14 protein-coding genes are annotated in these 20,769 nt (G+C 45.6%); 11 read left to right on the top strand and 3 right to left on the bottom strand.

Features of this window, described 5'->3' with window-relative positions; translation table 11 throughout:
* Positions 1-44 precede the first annotated feature (44 nt).
* The 6 genes from ASG02_RS12345 to ASG02_RS12320 all read left to right on the top strand — a co-directional run bounded on the left by ASG02_RS12345 (position 45) and on the right by ASG02_RS12320 (position 8,614).
* Positions 45-530, top strand: a complete 486-nt coding sequence (locus ASG02_RS12345; RefSeq protein WP_035411169.1) for a MarR family winged helix-turn-helix transcriptional regulator — start codon at positions 45-47, stop codon at positions 528-530.
* Positions 523-2,247 (top strand): ABC transporter ATP-binding protein, encoded by a 1,725-nt coding sequence (locus ASG02_RS12340; RefSeq protein WP_056063878.1) that lies wholly within the window; start codon positions 523-525, stop codon positions 2,245-2,247. The genes ASG02_RS12345 and ASG02_RS12340 overlap by 8 nt, the downstream gene beginning before the upstream one ends.
* Positions 2,244-4,100 carry an ABC transporter ATP-binding protein gene (locus ASG02_RS12335; protein ID WP_056063875.1) on the top strand — a complete coding sequence of 619 codons (1,857 nt, stop codon included), beginning with the start codon at positions 2,244-2,246 and terminating at the stop codon, positions 4,098-4,100. Before ASG02_RS12340 ends, ASG02_RS12335 begins: the two co-directional genes overlap by 4 nt.
* A 217-nt stretch (positions 4,101-4,317) precedes the next feature.
* Positions 4,318-6,141: a mechanosensitive ion channel gene (locus tag ASG02_RS12330; protein WP_056063872.1), complete on the top strand. Its 1,824-nt coding sequence runs from the start codon at positions 4,318-4,320 to the stop codon at positions 6,139-6,141.
* 217 nt (positions 6,142-6,358) lie between these two features.
* The gene (locus tag ASG02_RS12325; RefSeq protein ID WP_035411158.1) at positions 6,359-7,744 is read left to right on the top strand and encodes an amino acid permease; all 1,386 of its coding nucleotides are present in this window, start codon (positions 6,359-6,361) and stop codon (positions 7,742-7,744) included.
* Positions 7,745-7,834: 90 nt separating this feature from the next.
* Positions 7,835-8,614, top strand: a complete 780-nt coding sequence (locus tag ASG02_RS12320) for a GNAT family N-acetyltransferase (RefSeq protein WP_056063869.1) — start codon at positions 7,835-7,837, stop codon at positions 8,612-8,614.
* Positions 8,615-8,632: 18 nt separating this feature from the next.
* Here the strand turns inward: ASG02_RS12320 and ASG02_RS12315 are convergent, their stop codons facing one another.
* Complete coding sequence (locus ASG02_RS12315; RefSeq protein WP_035411156.1) at positions 8,633-9,079, bottom strand: NUDIX hydrolase; 447 nt, start codon at positions 9,077-9,079, stop codon at positions 8,633-8,635.
* Positions 9,076-10,170: a nitric oxide synthase oxygenase gene (locus ASG02_RS12310; protein WP_056064102.1), complete on the bottom strand. Its 1,095-nt coding sequence runs from the start codon at positions 10,168-10,170 to the stop codon at positions 9,076-9,078. The genes ASG02_RS12315 and ASG02_RS12310 overlap by 4 nt, the downstream gene beginning before the upstream one ends.
* A 187-nt stretch (positions 10,171-10,357) precedes the next feature.
* Between ASG02_RS12310 and ASG02_RS12305 the strand changes: the two genes are divergently transcribed.
* From ASG02_RS12305 to ASG02_RS12285, 5 genes are all read left to right on the top strand, one after another.
* A complete protein-coding gene (locus ASG02_RS12305) occupies positions 10,358-11,215 on the top strand; it encodes a YihY/virulence factor BrkB family protein (protein WP_035411153.1) in 858 nt (285 codons plus the stop codon).
* Positions 11,216-11,422: 207 nt separating this feature from the next.
* Complete coding sequence (gene msrB / locus ASG02_RS12300; RefSeq protein ID WP_056063866.1) at positions 11,423-12,523, top strand: peptide-methionine (R)-S-oxide reductase MsrB; 1,101 nt, start codon at positions 11,423-11,425, stop codon at positions 12,521-12,523.
* Between the two features lie 144 nt (positions 12,524-12,667).
* Positions 12,668-15,568 (top strand): S8 family serine peptidase, encoded by a 2,901-nt coding sequence (locus ASG02_RS12295; protein WP_056063861.1) that lies wholly within the window; start codon positions 12,668-12,670, stop codon positions 15,566-15,568.
* A 145-nt stretch (positions 15,569-15,713) separates the two neighbouring features.
* Complete coding sequence (locus ASG02_RS12290; RefSeq protein ID WP_056063858.1) at positions 15,714-18,284, top strand: ATP-binding protein; 2,571 nt, start codon at positions 15,714-15,716, stop codon at positions 18,282-18,284.
* 198 nt (positions 18,285-18,482) lie between these two features.
* Positions 18,483-20,021, top strand: a complete 1,539-nt coding sequence (locus ASG02_RS12285; RefSeq protein ID WP_056063855.1) for a GGDEF domain-containing protein — start codon at positions 18,483-18,485, stop codon at positions 20,019-20,021.
* Positions 20,022-20,097: 76 nt separating this feature from the next.
* Here ASG02_RS12285 and ASG02_RS12280 read toward each other — a convergent pair whose 3' ends face one another.
* On the bottom strand, positions 20,098-20,736 hold the full coding sequence (locus tag ASG02_RS12280; RefSeq protein WP_056063852.1) for a FusB/FusC family EF-G-binding protein: 639 nt from the start codon (positions 20,734-20,736) through the stop codon (positions 20,098-20,100).
* Positions 20,737-20,769 lie beyond the last annotated feature (33 nt).

The raw sequence follows: 20,769 nt of genomic DNA, 5'->3' as shown, positions 1-20,769 counted from the left end.
TTCCTTTTGGAACGATTTGAAATGGAACAAGGAGGCGAAACAGGATGGAGCAAACGGAAACGGTTCGTTCAACGGCGATGATGCAGTCGTTTTGGAATGTACAACGACATCTCGTTCGAGCAGCACACCAGACGGCGCAGGAAAACGGACTCAGTTTACCTCAATTTCATAGCTTGATGACGATTGCGCCACGTGGACCGATTTCGCAAAAAGCACTCGCGACACATACGCATTTACCAAAGAGCACACTGAGTCAGTCGATTGAGGGCCTCGTTCAGTCCGGTTGGGTCATTCGGGAGACGAATCCTGAAAATCGACGAGAAGTCGTCCTATCGCTTAGTGATCAAGGACAACAATTCGTGACGGAGATTCAAGAACAAGAGAAGGGGATGCAACGTCAACTCGAACAGGTCCTAGAGACGATTGATCAAGAGGTATTCGAACAGATGCTTGCGACGCATGCTCAGATTGCAGAAGGCATCGGACGTATCTTACAGCCAGAAATGAAAGGAGGATGCTCGGATGATTAAGTTACTCAAACGATTGACGGTCTATAAATGGGCAGTACTCGCGGTGCTCGTCTTGGTTTTCGCACAATCAATGTCTGATCTCTATTTGCCGACACTGATGGCAGACATCATTGATAAAGGGGTCGTCACTGGCGATACCGCCTACATTTGGAAGATTGGTGCCGTCATGCTCGGAATTACCGGCATCGGGGCGTTAGCCGCAGTTGCCGCTAGTTATTATTCGTCGAAGGCGTCAATGGGACTCGGACGGGATATCCGTCGCCAAGTCTTCAACCATGTTGAACGATTTTCCCTGCAAGAGTTCGATCAAGTCGGAACGGCGTCATTGATTACACGGACGACGAACGATATCACACAAGTTCAACAAGTCGTCATCATGATGTTACGGATGGTCGTCAGTGCACCGATCATGTTCATCGGTGGATTGATCATGGCCGTCTCAAAAGATGCCAAACTCTCACTCGTCATCGTCGCGGCGATGCCGGTCCTTGTGATTTCAATCCTGTTGATTTTGTGGAAAGGGGTTCCGTTGTTTGGGAAAGTTCAAAAGCGACTCGACCGTCTGAACCTCGTCTTGCGGGAGAACTTGACCGGGATCCGTGTCATCCGTGCCTTTAACCGGGAACGTGATGAACAAGTGCGATTGACAAAAGCGAACGCGGATTTGACAGAAGTCTCGATCAAGGTCAATAAAATCATGGCGTTCTTGATGCCAGTGATGATGCTCGTCATGAACTTGACGGTCGTCGGTGTCATTTGGTTCGGGGGCATCCGGATCGATAATGGTGGTATGCAGATTGGGGACTTGATGGCGTTCATCCAGTACGTCATGCAAATCATGTTCGCTCTCGTCATGGCTTCAGTCATGTTCGTCATGATTCCGCGGGCAGCCGTCTCGGCGAAACGGATCAATGAAGTCCTCGAGATGACACCAACAATGACAGATGAGGGAACACAAACCGCTGACCGTGAAAAAGGAACGCTCGTCTTTGATCGTGTCACGTTCCGTTACCCAGGAGCTGAGACACCCGTTTTATCCGATATTAGTTTTACGGCACGACCAGGTGAAGTGACGGCTGTGATCGGTGGGACCGGTTCTGGTAAATCAACGCTCGTCAATTTGATTCCCCGTTTTTATGACGTAACGGAAGGGAGCATTCGCGTCAATGGCGTTGATAGCCAGGATGTCCCGCAAGAGGAACTGCGGTCGAAAATCGGCTTCGTTCCCCAAAAGGCGTTACTGTTCACGGGTACGATCGCCGAAAACATTCGTTTCGGGAAAGAGGACGCGACAGATGAAGAGGTCGCGCATGCAGCACAAATTGCGCAAGCGACGGACTTCATCGAACGGATGCCGGACGGTTACGATGCGCGGATCGAACAAGGCGGATCGAACGTCTCTGGTGGGCAAAAACAACGGTTGTCGATTGCTCGAGCACTTGTTCGTCGACCAGATCTATACGTCTTTGATGACAGTTTTTCAGCGCTCGACTTTAAAACTGATGCTGCACTTCGAAAAGCGTTACGAGAAGAAACGCGCGAAGCAACCGTCTTGATCGTCGCTCAGCGTGTCAGCACGGTCATTGATGCCGATCAAATCATCGTCCTTGATGAAGGGAAAGTCGCTGGAATCGGGACACACGATGAATTGTTTGTTGACAATGCCGTCTATCAGGAAATCGTGAAGTCACAACTATCAGAGGAGGAAATCGCATGAGTGAGAAAAAACGACCTGCCGGCGGTCCTCCGCCTGGTGGTCCTGGTGGCGGAAATATGATGATGCTCGGAGAAAAACCAAAGGATTTCAAAGCAACGTTCCGTCGTCTGCTTCGATATCTGCGTCCGCGTCGGACGGCACTCATTGGTGTTTTCCTTGCAGCCATTCTCAGTACGGTCTTCATGATTGCCGGTCCGAAAATCATGGGAACGGCAATCACAGAATTGTTTGAAGGGGCATATGCGAAGTTCCAAGGTGTGCCGGGAGCAGCGATCGATTTCACGAAAATCGGACAGATCCTGCTCTGGCTCGCCGGACTGTATGTCGTCAGTAGTCTATTCAATTACTTGCAACAGTATTTAATGTCGGGTATCGCTCAAAAAACAGTCTACGATTTACGTGAGGACGTCAATCATAAACTCGAACGCTTGCCATTAAAATACTATGATGGTCGTCCGAACGGGGAGACACTCAGCCGTGTGACGAACGACATCGATACGATCGGGAGTACGTTACAACAAAGTGTGACTTCATTCATCACGTCGATCGTGACAATCGTCGGGATTTTAATCATGATGCTGACGATTAGTCCATTGTTAACACTGATTTCACTTGTCTCGTTGCCGGTCTCGATTTTTGCGATTCGTCCGATTTTGAAACGATCCCAAAAATACTTTGCCGATCAACAACGGACACTTGGTCAGTTGAACGGACACGTCGAAGAGATGTATACCGGACACTCTGTCGTCAAGGCGTTCGGACATGAACGCAAAGCGGTCGAGCAGTTCGATGCCGTCAACGAGGAGTTGTATGAAGCAGGGCGCAAAGCGCAGTTCATCTCCGGGATCATCATGCCGATGATGATGTTCATCGGGAATATCAGTTACGTCCTGATCAGTATCGTCGGTGGGATTCTCGTCACGCAACGGGCCATCTCGATCGGGGATATTCAAGCGTTCATCACCTATACACGTCAGTTCACGCAACCAATCACACAGACAGCGAACATCGCGAACATCGTCCAATCGACGGTCGCAGCAGCGGAACGTGTCTTCGAATTACTGGACGAAGAAGAAGAGATCAAGGAAGTGACGACGCATCGTCTTGCGCAGGCTGAAGGAGCCGTTGCATTCGAACACGTTGATTTTGGTTACGGAAACGATCTCTTGATCGAGGATATGCACATTGATGTCGCACCGGGACAAACCGTCGCGATCGTTGGACCGACGGGTGCCGGTAAGACGACGATGATCAATCTATTGATGCGCTTTTATGAATTAAACGGCGGGACGATTCGAATTGACGGTATCGATACCCGTGAGATGTCACGCGAAGACTTACGGACGACGTTCGGTATGGTCTTACAAGATACGTGGCTCTTCAACGGTACGATCCGAGACAATCTTGCTTACGGTAAAAATGGAGCAACCGAAGAAGAGGTTATCGCGGCAGCGAAGACCGCACATGCTGATCACTTCATCCGGACATTGCCGGACGGGTATGATACCGTCCTGAATGAGGAAGCTTCGAACATCTCGCAAGGTCAGAAACAGTTGTTGACGATTGCTCGAGCCGTTCTTGCCGATCCTCCGATCATGATCCTTGATGAAGCGACTTCTAGTGTGGATACACGGACGGAGGTCTTCATCCAGCAAGCGATGCGACGGTTGATGGAAGGGCGGACGAGTTTCGTCATTGCTCACCGTCTGTCGACGATCAAAGACGCTGATTTGATTCTCGTCATGAATCAAGGGCGTGTCATCGAACAAGGTACTCATGAGGAATTACTCGAGGCAGATGGATTTTATGCGGATCTGTATAACAGCCAATTCTCTGAAAAAGAAGTCGTATGATATAAGGCAGTGTCGTCATGTAGACGATGCTGCTTTTTTTTAGAAATGATTATTACAAATGTGTATTTTCACATACCGCAGTTATCCAATTTCTTGTAGGAAAAACAAGAAACGCCACATTCTGGTACAGGTAAGGGTTTAACAAATCCTTTAGCTGGGGAAATTAAAGAAGTGTCAGAAACATATAATTTTATCTTAGGTGAAGGAGTGTGAAAGGATGAATAACATTTGGAACGGAACGTCGTTGAACTTGAACGGCATTCTCGGATCACTCGGCAACTTGCTTGGAGCGATCATCGTCTTTTTAATTGGATGGCTCATTGCTAAGCTGATTGCGAACGGGATTCAAAAAGCGTTAGAGAAATCTGGAGTCGTCAACAAGTTATCGCCTCAAAAAGAAGGGGCGCCACCAAAGAAGAAAAAGTGGACACCTGAAAAAATTATCGGGACTGTCGTCTTTTGGGTTCTCATGGTCTTCGTCCTAATCTTGGTCTTCAATATCCTTAATCTGAACATCATTGCGGGACCACTTGCGGATACGATGAGTACATTGCTCGCGGCAATCCCAAATATCCTGAAAGCAGCCCTTATTCTCCTCTTGGCATATGTCATTGCGGTCGTTCTCCGCATGATCATCGTCAAAGCAGGTACGAAGCTGATGGCGAACGACAAAGTACGTTCGAACAAGATGCTTCAAGGTCAGACAGATCTTTCAACTTATCCAAAAATCGCAGGGGAGATCGTCTTCTACCTCGTCTTGCTTCTGTTCCTACCAGGTGTACTTGGTGCGTTGAACATTGAGAGTGTCTCACAACCGTTTAGCCAATTGTTATCGTCATTCCTTGGATTCATTCCACGCTTGATTGCTGCGGCAGCCATCTTCTTCGTTGGCTTCCTCGTAGCGAAAATCGTCCGCGATATCGTGACGAATTTCCTTCATGCTGTTGGAACGGATAAATTTGCATCTCGCTTCAATCTTGGGTCAAATGATCAAAAAGATTCGAAATCACTGTCGTCGATTCTTGGAACAGTCGTCTTCATCTTGATTCTGATTCCAATCACGATTTCAGCACTTGATCAATTAAATATTAAAGGAATTACAGGACCAGCGATCAACATGTTGAACGATGTCCTAGGTATGATTCCGAATATCATTGTCGGTGTCGTTCTGATTCTTGTCGGTCTTTATGTCGGACGTTTCATCAAGAAATTCGTTACGGATCTCCTGTCACGTCTTGGATTCAACAACCTAACACGTCACTTGAAAATCGGGACGTGGGATGCGAACCAAGCGTCTACATCACCAGCTTCCATCGTTGGTGCACTCGTTGAGATCGTCATCGTCGTTCTCTTCGTCGTCGAAGCCTTCAACTTGATTGGTCTTGATTTCATGGTCGACCTCGGTCGTGCCGTCCTTGCTTTCTTGCCAAGCGTCTTGACAGCGATCATCATTCTCGCGATCGGTATCATCGTCAGCAACCTTGTCAAACGTACGATGGACAGCCTGTTCGGTAACTCTGAACTGAAAGTCCTCTCAATCGTTGCGAAGTATGCGATTCTTGCACTTGCTGTCTTCATGGCACTTGATCAATTGGGTGTTGCGGATACAATCGTCAACTCAGCCTTCATCTTGATCCTTGGAGCACTTGCGCTTGCTTTCGGTCTTGCCTTTGGTCTCGGTGGACGTGATAATGCATCGCGTTACCTCGATCGTTTGCAAAAGAAAGCAGAGAACACGGAAGTCGACACATCGAATCTTCCAAGTAAGTCTGCATCGACTTCTTCTTCACCAAGCTTGAAAGATGCAGCAAAAGGTGCTGCGTCACAAGCAGCGGATGATGTCACACCAGATCGTGCACCACGTTCAGCGCGTTCATCTTCAACAGATGAAACGACACATGGTACACCAAAAGGTGCGTTGCCAGAAAATGATTTAGCACAACAAGATGATTATCCGATTGACCCAAATGATCATAAAGGGCCAAACCTCGATCATCCTAACAATCGTCCAAACCTCGATCACCCTAATGATCGTCCGTAATGAGAGTACGCCCTTTCCTCTAACTTTAGGGGAAAGGGCGTTTTTGCGTTGATGCATCAAAGCGTTGTCGTATTTTCACAAAAGTGGTTTGACCACTTTGTGAAAAAATACAGAAAAAAAGACTTATCGAACCTGACATCGTTTGTTATGATTAGAAAGTCAATTACCTCAATGATTTGAATATTCAGAAAAAAGAGAAAAGTTCGGAGGATGAAACATGAGTTTGCTTCGCAAGAAAGATGTCAGTGTAATGATGGATATGAAACAACATTCCAAACTGGCACGTCATTTATCAGGGTTTGACCTTATTTTACTTGGAATCGGTGCCATCATTGGAACCGGAATTTTCGTTCTAACAGGAACGGGTGCTCTTTATGCTGGACCAGCTTTACCGATCTCATTCATTATTTCTGCAGTCGTCTGTGCACTCGCAGCCCTTTGTTATGCTGAATTCTCGTCGATGATTCCTGTTTCAGGTAGTGTATATACGTATACATACGCAACGATCGGGGAACTTGTCGCCTGGATCATCGGGTGGTGTTTGATCTTAGAATATGGACTCGCTTCAAGTGCCGTTGCAACTGGCTGGTCAGGATATTTCCAGTCGCTCTTAGCAGGTTTCGGCGTCCATTTACCGACGGCTTTAACAGCTGCACCAGGAGCTGTACCGGGAAGCGAGACATTCTTTAACTTACCGGCATTCTTGATTTTAATGGTCATCACGCTCTTGCTTTCGCTTGGCATTAAAGAAACAAAACGCGTCAACAATGTCATGGTACTCGTCAAAGTTGCCGTCGTTGTTCTTTTCATCGTCGTCGGGATTTGGTATGTCGAACCAGGCAACTATAAACCATTTGCTCCGTTTGGTATGAGTGGGATCTTACAAGCTTCGGCGATTGCCTTCTTTGCGTACCTTGGGTTCGATGCGGTCACATCAGCGGCAGAAGAAGTCAAAAACCCAGGACGTAACTTACCAATCGGAATCTTGGGATCGCTTGCGATCGTTACCGTTCTATACGTCGTCGTTTCGGCTATCATGGTCGGAATCGTTCCATTCAAACAGTTCGAGGGTGTCGATAGTCCCGTATCGCTTGCGTTAAAAGTCGCAGGTCAAGACTGGGTTGCTGGATTTGTTGACTTGGGTGCCATCGTTGGTATGACGACGGTCATCCTTGTTATGACATTTGGTCTTATTCGTCTCTTGTTCGCGATGAGCCGTGACGGACTTTTACCGAAAGTCTTCTCGGATGTTAATGAAAAATCACACACACCGGTCAAAGCGACATGGATTCTCGGAACAATCGCTGGTTTGATTGCTGGATTCGTGCCACTCGGTACACTTGCTGAATTGATCAACATCGGAACACTAGCAGCATTCGCGCTCATCTCAATCGCAGTCATCATTCTGCGCCGGACGCGTCCTGATTTGAAGCGTGCCTTTAAAGTTCCGTTCGTACCAGTCTTACCGATTCTATCAGTTCTCGCTTGTATCATGTTGATGGTCAACTTACAGAAATTCACATGGATTGCCTTCTTCGTTTGGACAGCAATCGGACTGCTTGTTTACTTTGGTTACGGACGTAGCCGTTCTAAAATTCAATAAGTAGGGCACCCTTGGCGACAAGGGTGTTTTTGTGTGCAGGAAATCGCAAGAAAGATAGCGAAACTGCTCAGTGGAAAAGGAGGTTTTTCGATGATTCATATTCAACGCGCGCCTGACTTAAAAACAGCATATCAAACGATGCAGGATGGATTTCAAGATTATCTGATTCCGCTGCACTTATCAGAAGCAGAGTTTCAGAAGCGAATTCTCGAGCGAGACGGAAACCAGTTGGAACATTCGTTTATTGCCTATCATGGAGAAAAACCGGTTGGTCTTTGGCTGAACGGTTGGAAGGAAATCGATGGTCAACGCATCATGCGATGTGGAGGGCTGGGCATTTCACCGCAGTATCGACGACTTGGCATTGCAAAAGCCTTGTACCAAGCGCAACTGAGCCACGCTAAGGAAATCGGAATGGATGAACTGATGCTTGAAGTCATTCAAGGGAACGATCCGGCGATTCGATTGTATCAATCGCTTCACTACAAGATTGTTGGAGAAATTGGATATTTTCATTTAACCGATGAACATCAAAAATCCGCTTTGCCAGCGATCGAAGAAACAGAGTTCTTAAAACAGTATCGTGGACAAGGAGAATACATCTGGCAACAAGATCCTCATGTCATGCAATATTTGCAGGCGAATTATTATCAACTCGAGGAAAGTGTCGTCGCTGTAGCGGAGGCTACTTTATTGTCGATCGTCGGTCCAACAGAACATAAAGCAAGGCATGCGACAGAAGTCGTCCGCCATTTACCGGGAACGACCTATCATTATCAATCGACAGATGTACAAGTGTGGGAAGCATTACGTTCTGAAGGATGGATACAACGGGATTTGCAGCAATACATCATGCGTCAGTCACTATAAGAAAAACGCCGCTATCCTTCAGCGGCGTTTTTTGTAGTCTTCAATCATTCGAGCGTGAGAACCGACCAAGTGATCGGGTAAGTCGTCTAGCGAAACGAACTGAAGTTTGATGCTTTCGTCACTTTGCTTTAACGTTCCGATCGGATGTTCACCGATATAGGCGAGAGTGACGCTTTGAAAGACGTCTCCGTTCGCTAAGGTCGTCACGTATTGCGGACCGGAGTAGACATCGAGTAACGTCAATCGTTCGACTTCCAGTCCAGTCTCTTCGAGGAGTTCCCGACGAGCGGTCTCTTCCGGTGATTCCGCCCATTCCATTAATCCACCAGGCAAACCGAAGCGAGCTTGTGCTTCGTTCCGTTGTTCCAGCAGAATGTGTTCATGTTGCACGACGAGGACAACGGAACCGACGAGAATGACCGGATCGTGACCGATTTTTCGACGTAACTGTTCGACATAATTCATTTCAATACTCCTTGGTGAAACGGACAACCTGTCACAGGCGCTGTCTGTGTTGGTTTTGGAAAGAAGTTTGGTCGTTTGATTTCTGGGTCGTAATCTTTATGGAACATATGCGTCGTTGCACCACTCATCGGTGGTACGAGCCAGGACCATTCTCCGGTGACATCACGACCGCATGCCGCTTCATTTTTTTCGAAACGAGCGAACTGTTTCGCAGCGGTATGGTGATCGACGATCGTAACACCAGCGCGTTCAAAAGATTCGAGTACGGCGACGTTCAGTTCGACGAGCGCTCGGTCTTTCCAGAGTGAACGTTCACGCGATGTGTTTAGACCGAGTTGCGTCGCGACGAGCGGCAACAGATCGTAACGATCCGTATCGGCGAGGTTACGAGCGCCGATTTCTGTTCCCATATACCAACCGTTGAACGGGGCACACGGATAAACAATACCGCCAATCTCAAGCTGCATATCAGCAATCATCGGTACGGCATACCAGCGGACTTCGCGACCATCAAACAGGTCATAGTCAGGATGTGTGATGCTGACTTCGAGCACGAGCTCGTCTGGAATCGGATGCAGACTACGTTGTCCATCGAGTTCAATCAAGAGAGGAAGGATGTCAAACGGTGTTTTTGCCCCTGTCCAGCCAAGTGCTTCACATTGTCGTGTCAGTTGGACAGAAGCCGGATCGCCGATGATTCCTGTTGCAGTCTCATAACCAGCGTAGCGAATCAGTTGGTGATTATGCAGCCGCACACGTGTCGGATGAAAAATCGTGATCGTCGAGCGAATTCGCCCTTCATTCGTCGCGAACTGGATATGCTCAAATAACGCGTCGCGGACCGCTTCGACGGTCAACGCATCCCGCGCGTCAAAGACATGAAGTTGCTCCCAAAAGAGGCGTCCCACACATCGGTTACTGTTGCGCCAAGCGAGCTTAGCACCGAACGCGAGCTCGGAAGCCGTCTGTTCATATGTTCCTGTCGTTTGAATCGAACGGATGACTTCTTGCTGACGTCCGGACATTTCGGGGTATTGCTCTATATAAGAAGTAAAGAAGCGTTCTGCTTCGGATTGAATGAATGGGTCCACGAATCGAAATCCTTTCTGAAAAACAAGCACGATACAATCTCTGTTCCTAGTGTACCCCGCGAAGAAACGAAGCGCCAAACTTGAATGATGTATAAGGTTGTTATAAGTTCAAAAGACTCCCAAAAGTTTAAAGAAGTTATGAAATGGGGGATAGTGTAGAGAATGAGTTGAAAGTGAGGAAATTTGTATGTCTTTAATCAAACCTGTATTTGCCCGTTTTTTTGGTGAAGCCTTTTTTGATAAATCGGCTCAGCTCGCCTATTATCTGATGTTGTCCTTATTCCCATTCTTATTATTTGTGGTTGGGATCGTCTCGTTCTTACCGTTTACGTCGGAAAACGTGCTGGATTTGATTCGACCATTTGCTCCAGCAGAAACGTACGACTTGATTCAGCGGAACGTCGTCGGAATCTTTGATCAAGGCGGCTTTAAGCTTGCCTCGATCAGTTTCATCGCCGCTTTTTGGCTTGCTTCGATGTCGGTCCAGTCACTTGTCCGCTCGCTAAATGATGCGCTCGAAGTGACACGGAAAGCACCGTTTTGGCGCGGGCTGTTGCAAGACTTCGCCTTTACAATCGGGATGATGATCATCTTACCGATTTCATTGATTGTTCCGATTTCAGAGAAACTAACACGACGTTTCATCAATCATTTTTCAATCGTTGCTGATTTCGTAACGAACTACTCATGGATTTGGTTCTTATTCCGCTGGGGACTCGGGACATTGTTCTTACTTGTCTTTTTCATTTTATTATATCGGATCTTACCGAGTGTCCATTTGACGGTTCGTCAGGTACTTCCCGGGGCAATTTTCGCGACGATTGCTTGGCAAGTCGTTTCGGAATTCTTCTCTTACTACGCTGAATTTGGGAGTTACGACCGTCTTTACGGTCAGCTTGCCGGAATCATCGTCTTGATGACATGGTTCTATTTATCGGCTGTTGTTTTGATGTTAGGGGGACTGATGAATGCGGAACGCATGCGTCAGAAAAAAGAAGCAAAAATCATGAAGCCGCAAAAAATCAAAGAAGAAAGCGTGCGTTAATCATTTTGAACACACAAAAGCAGCTGACGATGTGTCAGCTGCTTTTTATTAAAAACATATATCTTAGTAGGATCATAGGAAGAGATAAATGAATGTGCTTCATTTAAGCACATGCTACGACAAGCCAGCATCAGCGCGTTACAGTTAAATAAAATAACATCCAATAAACGTCACGCGACGTAAGCTAAATAAAGGAGGCGAAGGGAGATGAAGAAACGAATGTGGACAGTTTTATCCGTCATTGGTCTCATCGTCGTCATGATCGGGGGATACTTCGTGTTCCAGCAACAGCAGGCAAAATCAAGTGGTAGTAAGAAATTGAGTTATCAACCGGAAGAGACGGCAATCTTAGCTGGAGGATGCTTCTGGTGTATGGAGCCACCGTTTGAGGAGTTAAAAGGAGTTAAATCGGTCATTTCCGGTTACACGGGCGGTGATGTTAAAAATCCGACATACAATCAAGTATCGGCGGAGACGACAGGGCATCGGGAAGCGGTGTTAATCACGTTTGATCCAAACGTCATCTCATATAAACAATTACTCGATGTCTACTGGCGTCAGATTGACCCGACAGATGCAAACGGTCAGTTCGTTGACCAAGGGGAATCGTACACGACAGCGATTTTCTACACGAATGAAAAACAAAAAGAAATTGCAACGCAATCGAAACAGGATGTAGAGAAACAACAGGTTTTTGATGATAAAATCGTCACACCATTGATTGCAGCAGGTCCTTTTTACGAAGCGGAGGCATACCATCAGGATTATTATTTAACGAATGAGAAAAAATATAAGTTTTATCGGGCAGCTTCTGGACGCGATGACTTTATCAATCGCTACTGGAACGATCAACCAAAACTTAACCTTCCAACGTATCCAAAATTATCAGACGCGGAAATTAAAAAGAAACTAACCGCAATCCAGTACAAGGTGACACAAGAAGATGGGACAGAGCCGGCATTTGATAATCCGTATCATGACTTAAAGGCAGACGGGATCTACGTCGATCTGATTTCTGGTGAACCACTGTTTTCATCAAACGATAAATATGACTCGAAGACAGGATGGCCAAGTTTTACGAAACCACTTGAGCCGGGGAATATCATTGAGAAAAGTGACTTCTTGATCGGGATGAAACGGATGGAAGTCCGGAGCCGACATGGGAATGCACATCTCGGACACGTCTTCTCGGATGGTCCGAAACCGATCGGACTTCGGTATTGTATGAACTCGGCTGCTTTACGTTTCATTCCGAAAGAGGAATTGAAACAAGAAGGATACAGCGAATATGTAGCAGATTTTAAATAATCATTAAAAGGCATTCAATGCGTGTGAGCATTGAGTGCCTTTCCTTTCAAAATTGTAAGATACATCCATAAAATAAATATCCATTTTATCCATATCCTGTTTATAATCAAGGTAAAGTACGTCCATTTTGAAGGAGGAACATCTGTGAAGAAACTGATGATTTGGGTCATGCTGAGCTGTCTGATTTTGACGCTTGGAGTAGGACCTACGACAGCAAAGGCGGAGACTGCCCTTGCTAAAGCAACGCTTTTGAAAGCAGGTCAAGAGACGACGCTTGAAACAGGAACGGAAGAAAAAAATACATATTGGTACCGCGTCAATCATGAAGCGGGTGTAGAAAAAACTGCCTCTCACTTCGAGTTATCAATCGATACGGATCAACCTGTTCAAGTAACAGCTTATCCGAGCGAAGCGATGGCTGCAGAAGACGATACGTTTGATCGTTACCGGACAGAAGCAGAGCCAAATGAAAAAACACCGACAAAACTAGCTGTTCCATACGCATGGGATGGACCGTATTATGTCAAAGTAGAATATTACCCGAACATCGAAGAAGGGAAGACGACAAAAGCAGCGCACGCTAAACTAACGTATAACAACGTCAAATTGCCGGTTGAGTATGAACCGATTAATGATATCAGCTGTATGGCAGAAGAAGCGCTCAAACAAACAAAAGAAGAAAAACCGATGCTTGCGCTCATGCACTCGATTCAAAAACAAGTATTGAGCCAATCGGATGCTGGACGCGCTTTGACATCGCTTTACTACAAAGCATCGCCTTATGTCGTCAAAACACTTTTATTTAACAAAGATAAGCGTCAACAAGCATACGAAGATTTAAAAACATTGAAACCAGCGATGGAAGCACTCGTGCGTGGAACGTCATACACGTTGACGAAAGCTGATCAACAAGCTGTCGATCGTCTTTACAAATTATCACGTGAAGCGTCACCTACTGTGATCGCTGAAGAGATTGATGGATATGCAAATAAAATGGATATCTCGAAATTAAGTGGTAGTTCGTTAAGCGAAACATTCCAGTCAATGGGTATGAGTATCCAATCAAAAGAAGCAACACGTTACATCGTCAAACTAAAACCAGGTAAGATGAACCGTTCGATGAAGATTGCGGGCGTTCAGGCAAATGATGTAGAACGTTTATCCCTTGGCAATGCGGGAGACTTCGTCATCGTGACGGAAGATCCAACTGTTAAAGGTCAATCAGCGGCAGCATTAAAACAATCACTCAATCGTTCTTCAGCCGTTGAGTACGTTGAGAAAGTTCAGACGTACCGTGCGACAAGCGATATCAACTTCGACTACCAGTGGGCCGTCAATAAAAAGACTGCTTTTGAGCAATTTGATAACGTTGGGATCGGCTTTGAAGCATTCCAACAACGTTTTGGAACGAAAAAATTAGCTCCTGTTAAGATTGCAGTCATCGATACAGGTGTTGATTATCGTTTGAAGGACTTACAAGGCAAAGTTGATATCGCAAACGAAAAGAACTACGTTTCCGTCAACGGTGACGGGGATGCAATTGATGACAACGGTCACGGGACACACGTGGCAGGCGTCATCGCAGCAACGATGAACAACGATTATGGTATCCAGGGAATCCATCAATCGGCACAAATCCTGCCGGTTAAAGTCTTGAATGCGAACGGTGAAGGGGAAACAGACGCCATCGCACTCGGGATTAAATATGCAGTTGATCATGATGCAAAAGTCATCAATATGAGTCTTGGTGGCGGTGAGAGCCGGACGATGGCTTATATGATGAAATATGCAGCAGATCATGGTGTTGCGGTCGTAGCTGCTTCAGGAAATGACTACGACATGATGGTCGGTTACCCAGCGAACTCGGAATACGCGATTTCTGTCGGAGCGACGAACCCTCTCGGAATGGTCGCGGATTATTCAAACTATGGTGTTGGACTTGATGTCGTAGCGCCAGGATCAAAAGTGGCTAGTTTGATTCCAGACGGTAACACGGTGTACATGGATGGAACAAGTATGGCTTCGCCACATGTTGCCGCAGTAGCGGGTATCTTGAAATCACTAAATTCGAAACTGACACCAGCGCAAATCGAACAAATCTTGCGTAAGAGTGCAGAACCGCTTGCGTTTGAAAATCCGAATGACTGGTATGAATTTGAAGATGAGGACGAAGATGGTGAGAAAATCGAGCCTGAGTTCCCAGCTTATGTCAGTCCAGTCGCTGGCTACGGGAAAGTTAGTATTCCACGTGCGATCTCCCAGTTGAACTTGAACGGGAACGTCAATGATGTCTACGATAACCAACTAGTTGTTTCTGGAACAGTTAAGACAGGGACGAAAGTTGAAGTGTGGGCAGCTGTCGTAACAAAAGATAAGAATGGCAAAGAAACAACAACGAATAAAAAGTTAGCTGCAACAACAGCACAAGCAGGAAAATACAGCGTCAAGATTCCGCGTCAAAACCAAAAAACAGTTCTGACGGTTCGCTATGCGAATGGATTAGACGTCACATCGGAACGGACAGAAGTCCTTCCTGGAAAAGCACCAAAAGCACCAAAAGTGAATGCGATTCTTGCCGGTGCGACAAAAATGACAGGTACAGCTCTTGCGGGCGGTACGATTACAGTTAAAGATGCGAAACAAAAGAAAATTGCAACAGCGAAAGTCGATGCAAAAGGTAAGTTCAGCGCGAAATTGCCAAAGCAAGTTGGTGGTTCAAGCTTGATCGTTACGGTGACGGATATTGCAAAACGAACAAGTAAACCGACGATCGTAAAAGTCTTACCAGCGCCAAAGGCACCAAAAGTGAAATCAGTCTATGCCGGTCAAACGAAAGTAACCGGAACAGCTGAAAAGAAATTGAGCGTCTACGTAAAAGATGCGAAGAAAAAAGTCATCGGAAAAGGAACGGTTTCTTCTAAAGGAAACTATTCCGTCAAAATTCCGAAGCAAAAAGCGAAAGCGAAACTGTCGGTTTACGTTAAGAATACACGCGGACAAGTGAGTCCTGTAACGTCTGTGACAGTGAAAAAAGCGAAAAAATAAGAGCATGAAAAGACCTTTTTTCGGGTACATTCCGATAAAAGGTCTTTTTTTGTACATCTTAGCTGTTGCTTCGAAAGCGTTTCTATTATATTAAAAGAAACAAATGAAAAAGCATCATTCAATGAATGATGAGGAGGATACATTCATGATGAATTGGATTCGGCGACGAATCGGTCGGCAGTTGCTGACGGTTTTTTATGCGGTACTGATCGTAGTATCGATTACTTCGTTCTTTGTCTATGACTACATGGAAGGGCGAATTGAAACGTCTAAACAAAATTTAGAAACGATCAGTGAACAAAATCGCCGAGCCAACGATTTATGGGACAATTGGCAAACGGTTCAGTTTGGTTTACGAGGGTTTGTCATCTTTGGAGACCAGGATCGGTTTGACGAGGTTCAAGCACTTCGAACAGATATTAAAAGTGAGACCGATTGGTTCATGCGAAACGCAAAAACGGATGAAGAAGAAGAATTCGCGGCACAAATGACGAATTTATATGAACTGTACTATGACGCCTTATTTCCGCTGACCCAGTCTTACGTCAATGAAAAAAAGGCGAATCGAATCAACGAGGATTTTTTACAAGGGGACAGTCTATTTTCCTTACCAATCGCGAAACGTCTCGTAGAACAAGGACGATTAAAGCCAACCGCAGACGGTTCAATCGATATTACACCAGATATTGAAAAAGCATCTGCAGCGCTTGACGAATACCGGACGAATTTAAGTCAACAGCAAGAAACCGCTGTCGGGGAATTGCGGAGTGAAGTTGCAAAATCACAATGGATTTGGATCTCAAGTATCGTTGTGCTCGTCGCATTCATTCTCTTATTCGTTCACCCGTTCCTTCGCCGGATGACGCGGCAGTTGTTACGATTAGTAGACGATAATCAAAAACTTGCTCGCAAGGAACCGATTGAAATCGATAAGAAGACAGAAAAACGTCCAGACGAAATCGGATTATTACGTGCTTCCTTTAATCGGATGGTCGTGACGACGAATGCTCATACGGATGCGATGCAAGGTAAAAATGAAGAATTGCAAGCGCAAAGTGAGGAATTGCTCGCGCAACAAGAAGAGTTACAGGCGCAACAAGAGGAACTCGAAGAAGCGTATCAAACGACGAAAAAGAATGAGGAAAAGTTGCGATTACGTAGTGAACTAACAGAGGCACTTGCCGTTCGCGAAACTGTCGAATCGTATCCAGCAATCGTTCAAAAGATGATCGATATCACTTCTTCAGAGTACGGTGCTCTATTGCTTTATGAAGAAGGGCAGTTTATGGGTGCAACCACAAACGGCATGACGATGGACTATTTAAAAGATCTCCTGAAAGATGAGATGTCCGTCATCAATCGATCTGTTCGCAAGATGGAATTCGTTCAATCGGAGAAGCGCGTTACACGTGAAAAAGAGCATCCGTATTCCTTTAGTACGTATGAGGTGACGATTCCGGTTCAAGATCCAGAAACGCATGAATTGATTGCTGCCATCTATCTCGTTCGCTACAAATCTGCATATAAAGGACAACAGCTGACGGATATTCGCGAGTTTGCGCAACAAATGACGCTTTCACTTCTACGGACGCGTTCTTATGAAGGAATGCGTCAGGAAAAAGAAAAGACCGAGCAAGTGTTGGACTCAATTCGAGAAGCGATCATTTATCTCGAGGATGGAAATGGAGAGTTATACGTCAACCGTCCATTGTTTGACTTGATTCCAGAACTTCAAACGGAATTCACAGTAGATCGGACGTTACCTTCGAGTGAGTACGTCATTGATGTGATGCGTCAGTTGGTGGATGATGTTGAAGCCTTTAATACGTATCTGGATTTAATTCGTTCCGGTAAGATTTCACCGGACAAAGTCCGATTTGATGTTCGAAACAATACGGCGCATCTAGAAGTCTACGCAGAACGCATTGATGTCGTCGGGGGATGGAAGGGAATCATTCTCGTCTTACGGGATATTACCCGGGAAACAGAAGCCGATCGTCTAAAAACAGAACTTGTCTCGACTGTGTCACATGAATTGCGAACGCCGCTCTCATCGATTTACGGTTTTACAGAGTTGATGCTAAATCGAAAGATCGATGACTCAAAACAGCAGAAGTATCTAGCGACGATCCATAATGAGACAGAACGATTATCGAACCTCGTCACGGACTTCTTAGACGTTCAACGGATGCAGTCGGGTGGACAGTTGTACCAAATGGCACATCTTGATTTGCTCAGCCTAACTGAACAAGTGATGTCCCTGTATGACGCTTCAAGTGAACGACACGATCTTCATTTGCAATTGCTCAGTCCGGACCGTCCGTTCATCTTAGGAGATGAGGACCGGATCAAACAGCTGATGAGCAACTTGATCAACAATGCAATCAAGTATTCTCCGGATGGCGGACGTGTGGATGTCTGGATCGATACGAAAGACGATCAAGCCATCATTGAAGTGAAGGATGAAGGAATTGGGATTCCACGCCACGCATTTACTCATTTATTTGATAAATTCTATCGTGTCGATAATTCCGATACACGTCGAATCGGTGGAACGGGACTCGGCTTATCGATTTGTAAGGAAATCGTCAAAGAACATGAAGGCGTCATCCACGTCGAATCTGAAGTCGGAAAAGGCAGTCGCTTCATCATCGTCTTACCGCTCAGTTTAAGTGAATCGATCGATTCGACAGAAGAGAATCGACGTTCTAGTTAAAGAAAACATGATGTATTTCTGTTAAACCGTGTTCAAACCGCTTAGGTGTGAACACGGTTTTTGCTTACGTTTAAAAAGAGTAATCTTGTCAAAAATATTTTTAATAAAATAAAAAAAGAGTGAATAAACAGTAATCGTGAACCGATATACCTATAGGACAAACGAACTATGGTTAAAAAAGGAAAGGGGGGATTCGTTATGTATCAGAAATGGTTGGGAGTCGTCATCGGTTGGTTACTCTTTCATATCGGCTGGGTGACGTGCGTTGGAACGGATACATTTATCGGACAAGTCGTCAACAGTCTGTTCACGATCGGTGGTGTGATGATCTCCCTCTATTTGATTTGGCAGACACAACGACGTCAGACAAGACGCCCTTTTACCTATCGTTTATTTCTTCTTTTATTGTTCGCTAATGCCATGCTTGGATTAGGCGAATGTGGACAGCTTCTATATTTTCTACAAGGACGAACGCGAACGGAACCGTTTGACTGGATCGACTTGATCTTCAGTCTTCAAATCTTGATTTATTTGATCGCTTTTGGCTATTTTCTTCGCAATCGACGACGCGAGGTCAACTTGCGTGTTTTTTTATTCGATGAGTTCATCATTCTAGTCGTTGCAGGGTCGCTCTCATGGCACTATTTAGTGACGCCGTATTTAAAAGCGAATGCCTTGCTGACGATCGAAACGATTTTATGGCTCCGTTATCCGATCGGCGATTTATTATTACTCGGTGGAATGATTGTCTTGTTTTTTGGTTTGATGAAGCGTGGCAATGGTGGCTCGTTGTTATTAATTTTACTCGCTTTTCATTTTCAGTTAATTGCCGACCTTCTATACGTCGTGCTAGAACGATTTGATTACCCCGTCCCTTCGAGTTGGCTCGATCCGTTATGGTTAGCGACTGTCATGATCGTCGGATTAGCAGCTTATCGTTTTGATGCTGAGGAATCATTCGTCAGCTTTGATGTCGCTCGGAAATGGATCGATGTCTTGCGTTTGATTACGCCATACGTATTCTTGTTAATTCTATTCGTGACGATGGCACGGCAAACAATCAGTTGGAATGGTTTGACGATTGGTCTGATGATTGCGATTCCGTTATTAATTTCCCGTCAAATTCGGATCGTCGTTGATAATCAAAGATTGCGTGAAAACCTTGAGGCGAAGGTAGAGGAACGAACGGAAGCACTAGCATCTGCCATGGAAGAGATGCGGCACATGGCGTATCACGATGCTTTAACAGGGTTACCGAATCGGTATCTGTTTGCACGATTGTTTCAAGATGCCTTGTACCGAGCGGAAGCGAGTGAAGGACAAGTCGGATTATTCTTTATCGATATCGATCACTTCAAAGAGATTAATGATACGTACGGACATCGTGTCGGAGATCAGCTCATCATCGACGTCACGGCACGCTTACAAAAGAAACTACCGCCTAATACGGTCATTTCGAGACAGGGTGGGGATGAATTCATCGTCTTATTATTTGACGTTGAACAAGAATCAGAAGTCGTGCAGTGTGGAGAACACCTGGTTTCCTTGTTTCGACAGCCGTTTCATCATGGCATCATTCCACTTCCTGTGACGGCAAGTATTGGGGGCGCGATTTATCCTACACATGCAGCCTCTCGATCGGACTTGATCGAGCAGGCAGATCTTGCAATGTACGAAGCAAAACGTCGGGGGAAAAATCAATTTTGTATGCATGATTCGACGGTGACGAAGGTATAAATGAAATCATATACTAAAACACGCTCGTATACTGATCCAAACGGACCAGTCATACGAACGTGTTTTTTGATGCATATCATTTCTTTTGCGAACGGGCTAAGAACGTTTCAATAACGTCCGGCTTGGTAAATGCTTGATTACAAGCATCACTATCGATACACATATAATGACCAATCGTTTGATGCTGTTCAGTCGAACGGCGTGTCGTGACAGTTACGAGTGTAATATCACTATACGTATGACAAATCGCACAAATCCCTTTTTGAATCGATGGTAGATAGGTACCTTCTACGCCAATCCATTCACCATTCAAGGGATAGACGAAATATTTTTTCCGATTTCCGGTATCGTTCCAGCTTAAAAACGTCGTGTGTGTCCACTCAAAGGAGTGAAGTGGCGGAACGTGTAGCTTTTTCGTTTTTTTAAAGAGCTGTCGGATTCGTGATTCAGAGATGGTCGGAAATGGTTGGACGAACGGCTCCACACGTGTCAAATACATGAGAAGATCCTGTTCGGATTCAGCGTCACGAATGTTCGTCAACAAGATTTCCTGTTCCGGTGTAAGTACTGGCAATAGATCAAATATCTTTTCAGCGGCACTGTACCGAACAGCATCACGAACATCGGGGTCATGAACGGCTGCGAATTGATGTTGCAGCAGCTCGACTTGATTCCGAATGAAATTGTATTGATGGGGTAGTAAAAATGCGTCCATTCTCGTTCCTCCTTTTCCTTTCATCGTACCGGA

Source organism: Exiguobacterium sp. Leaf196 (assembly GCF_001423965.1).
Classification (GTDB): domain Bacteria; phylum Bacillota; class Bacilli; order Exiguobacteriales; family Exiguobacteriaceae; genus Exiguobacterium_A.
Note: the sequence above shows the minus strand (reverse complement) of the source record. Positions and strands in the feature narration are given on the sequence as shown.

Bases quoted from the DNA above. Each gene is read 5' to 3' on its own strand.
- ASG02_RS12315 (WP_035411156.1), bottom strand. From the start codon at position 9,079: ATGAATTATGTCGAACAGTTACGTCGAAAAATCGGTCACGATCCGGTC.
- ASG02_RS12290 (WP_056063858.1), top strand. From the start codon at position 15,714: ATGATGAATTGGATTCGGCGACGAATCGGTCGGCAGTTGCTGACGGTT.
- ASG02_RS12340 (WP_056063878.1), top strand. From the start codon at position 523: ATGATTAAGTTACTCAAACGATTGACGGTCTATAAATGGGCAGTACTC.
- ASG02_RS12345 (WP_035411169.1), top strand. From the start codon at position 45: ATGGAGCAAACGGAAACGGTTCGTTCAACGGCGATGATGCAGTCGTTT.
- ASG02_RS12280 (WP_056063852.1), bottom strand. From the start codon at position 20,736: ATGGACGCATTTTTACTACCCCATCAATACAATTTCATTCGGAATCAA.
- ASG02_RS12305 (WP_035411153.1), top strand. From the start codon at position 10,358: ATGTCTTTAATCAAACCTGTATTTGCCCGTTTTTTTGGTGAAGCCTTT.
- ASG02_RS12285 (WP_056063855.1), top strand. From the start codon at position 18,483: ATGTATCAGAAATGGTTGGGAGTCGTCATCGGTTGGTTACTCTTTCAT.
- ASG02_RS12325 (WP_035411158.1), top strand. From the start codon at position 6,359: ATGAGTTTGCTTCGCAAGAAAGATGTCAGTGTAATGATGGATATGAAA.
- ASG02_RS12330 (WP_056063872.1), top strand. From the start codon at position 4,318: ATGAATAACATTTGGAACGGAACGTCGTTGAACTTGAACGGCATTCTC.
- ASG02_RS12335 (WP_056063875.1), top strand. From the start codon at position 2,244: ATGAGTGAGAAAAAACGACCTGCCGGCGGTCCTCCGCCTGGTGGTCCT.
- msrB (WP_056063866.1), top strand. From the start codon at position 11,423: ATGAAGAAACGAATGTGGACAGTTTTATCCGTCATTGGTCTCATCGTC.
- ASG02_RS12320 (WP_056063869.1), top strand. From the start codon at position 7,835: ATGATTCATATTCAACGCGCGCCTGACTTAAAAACAGCATATCAAACG.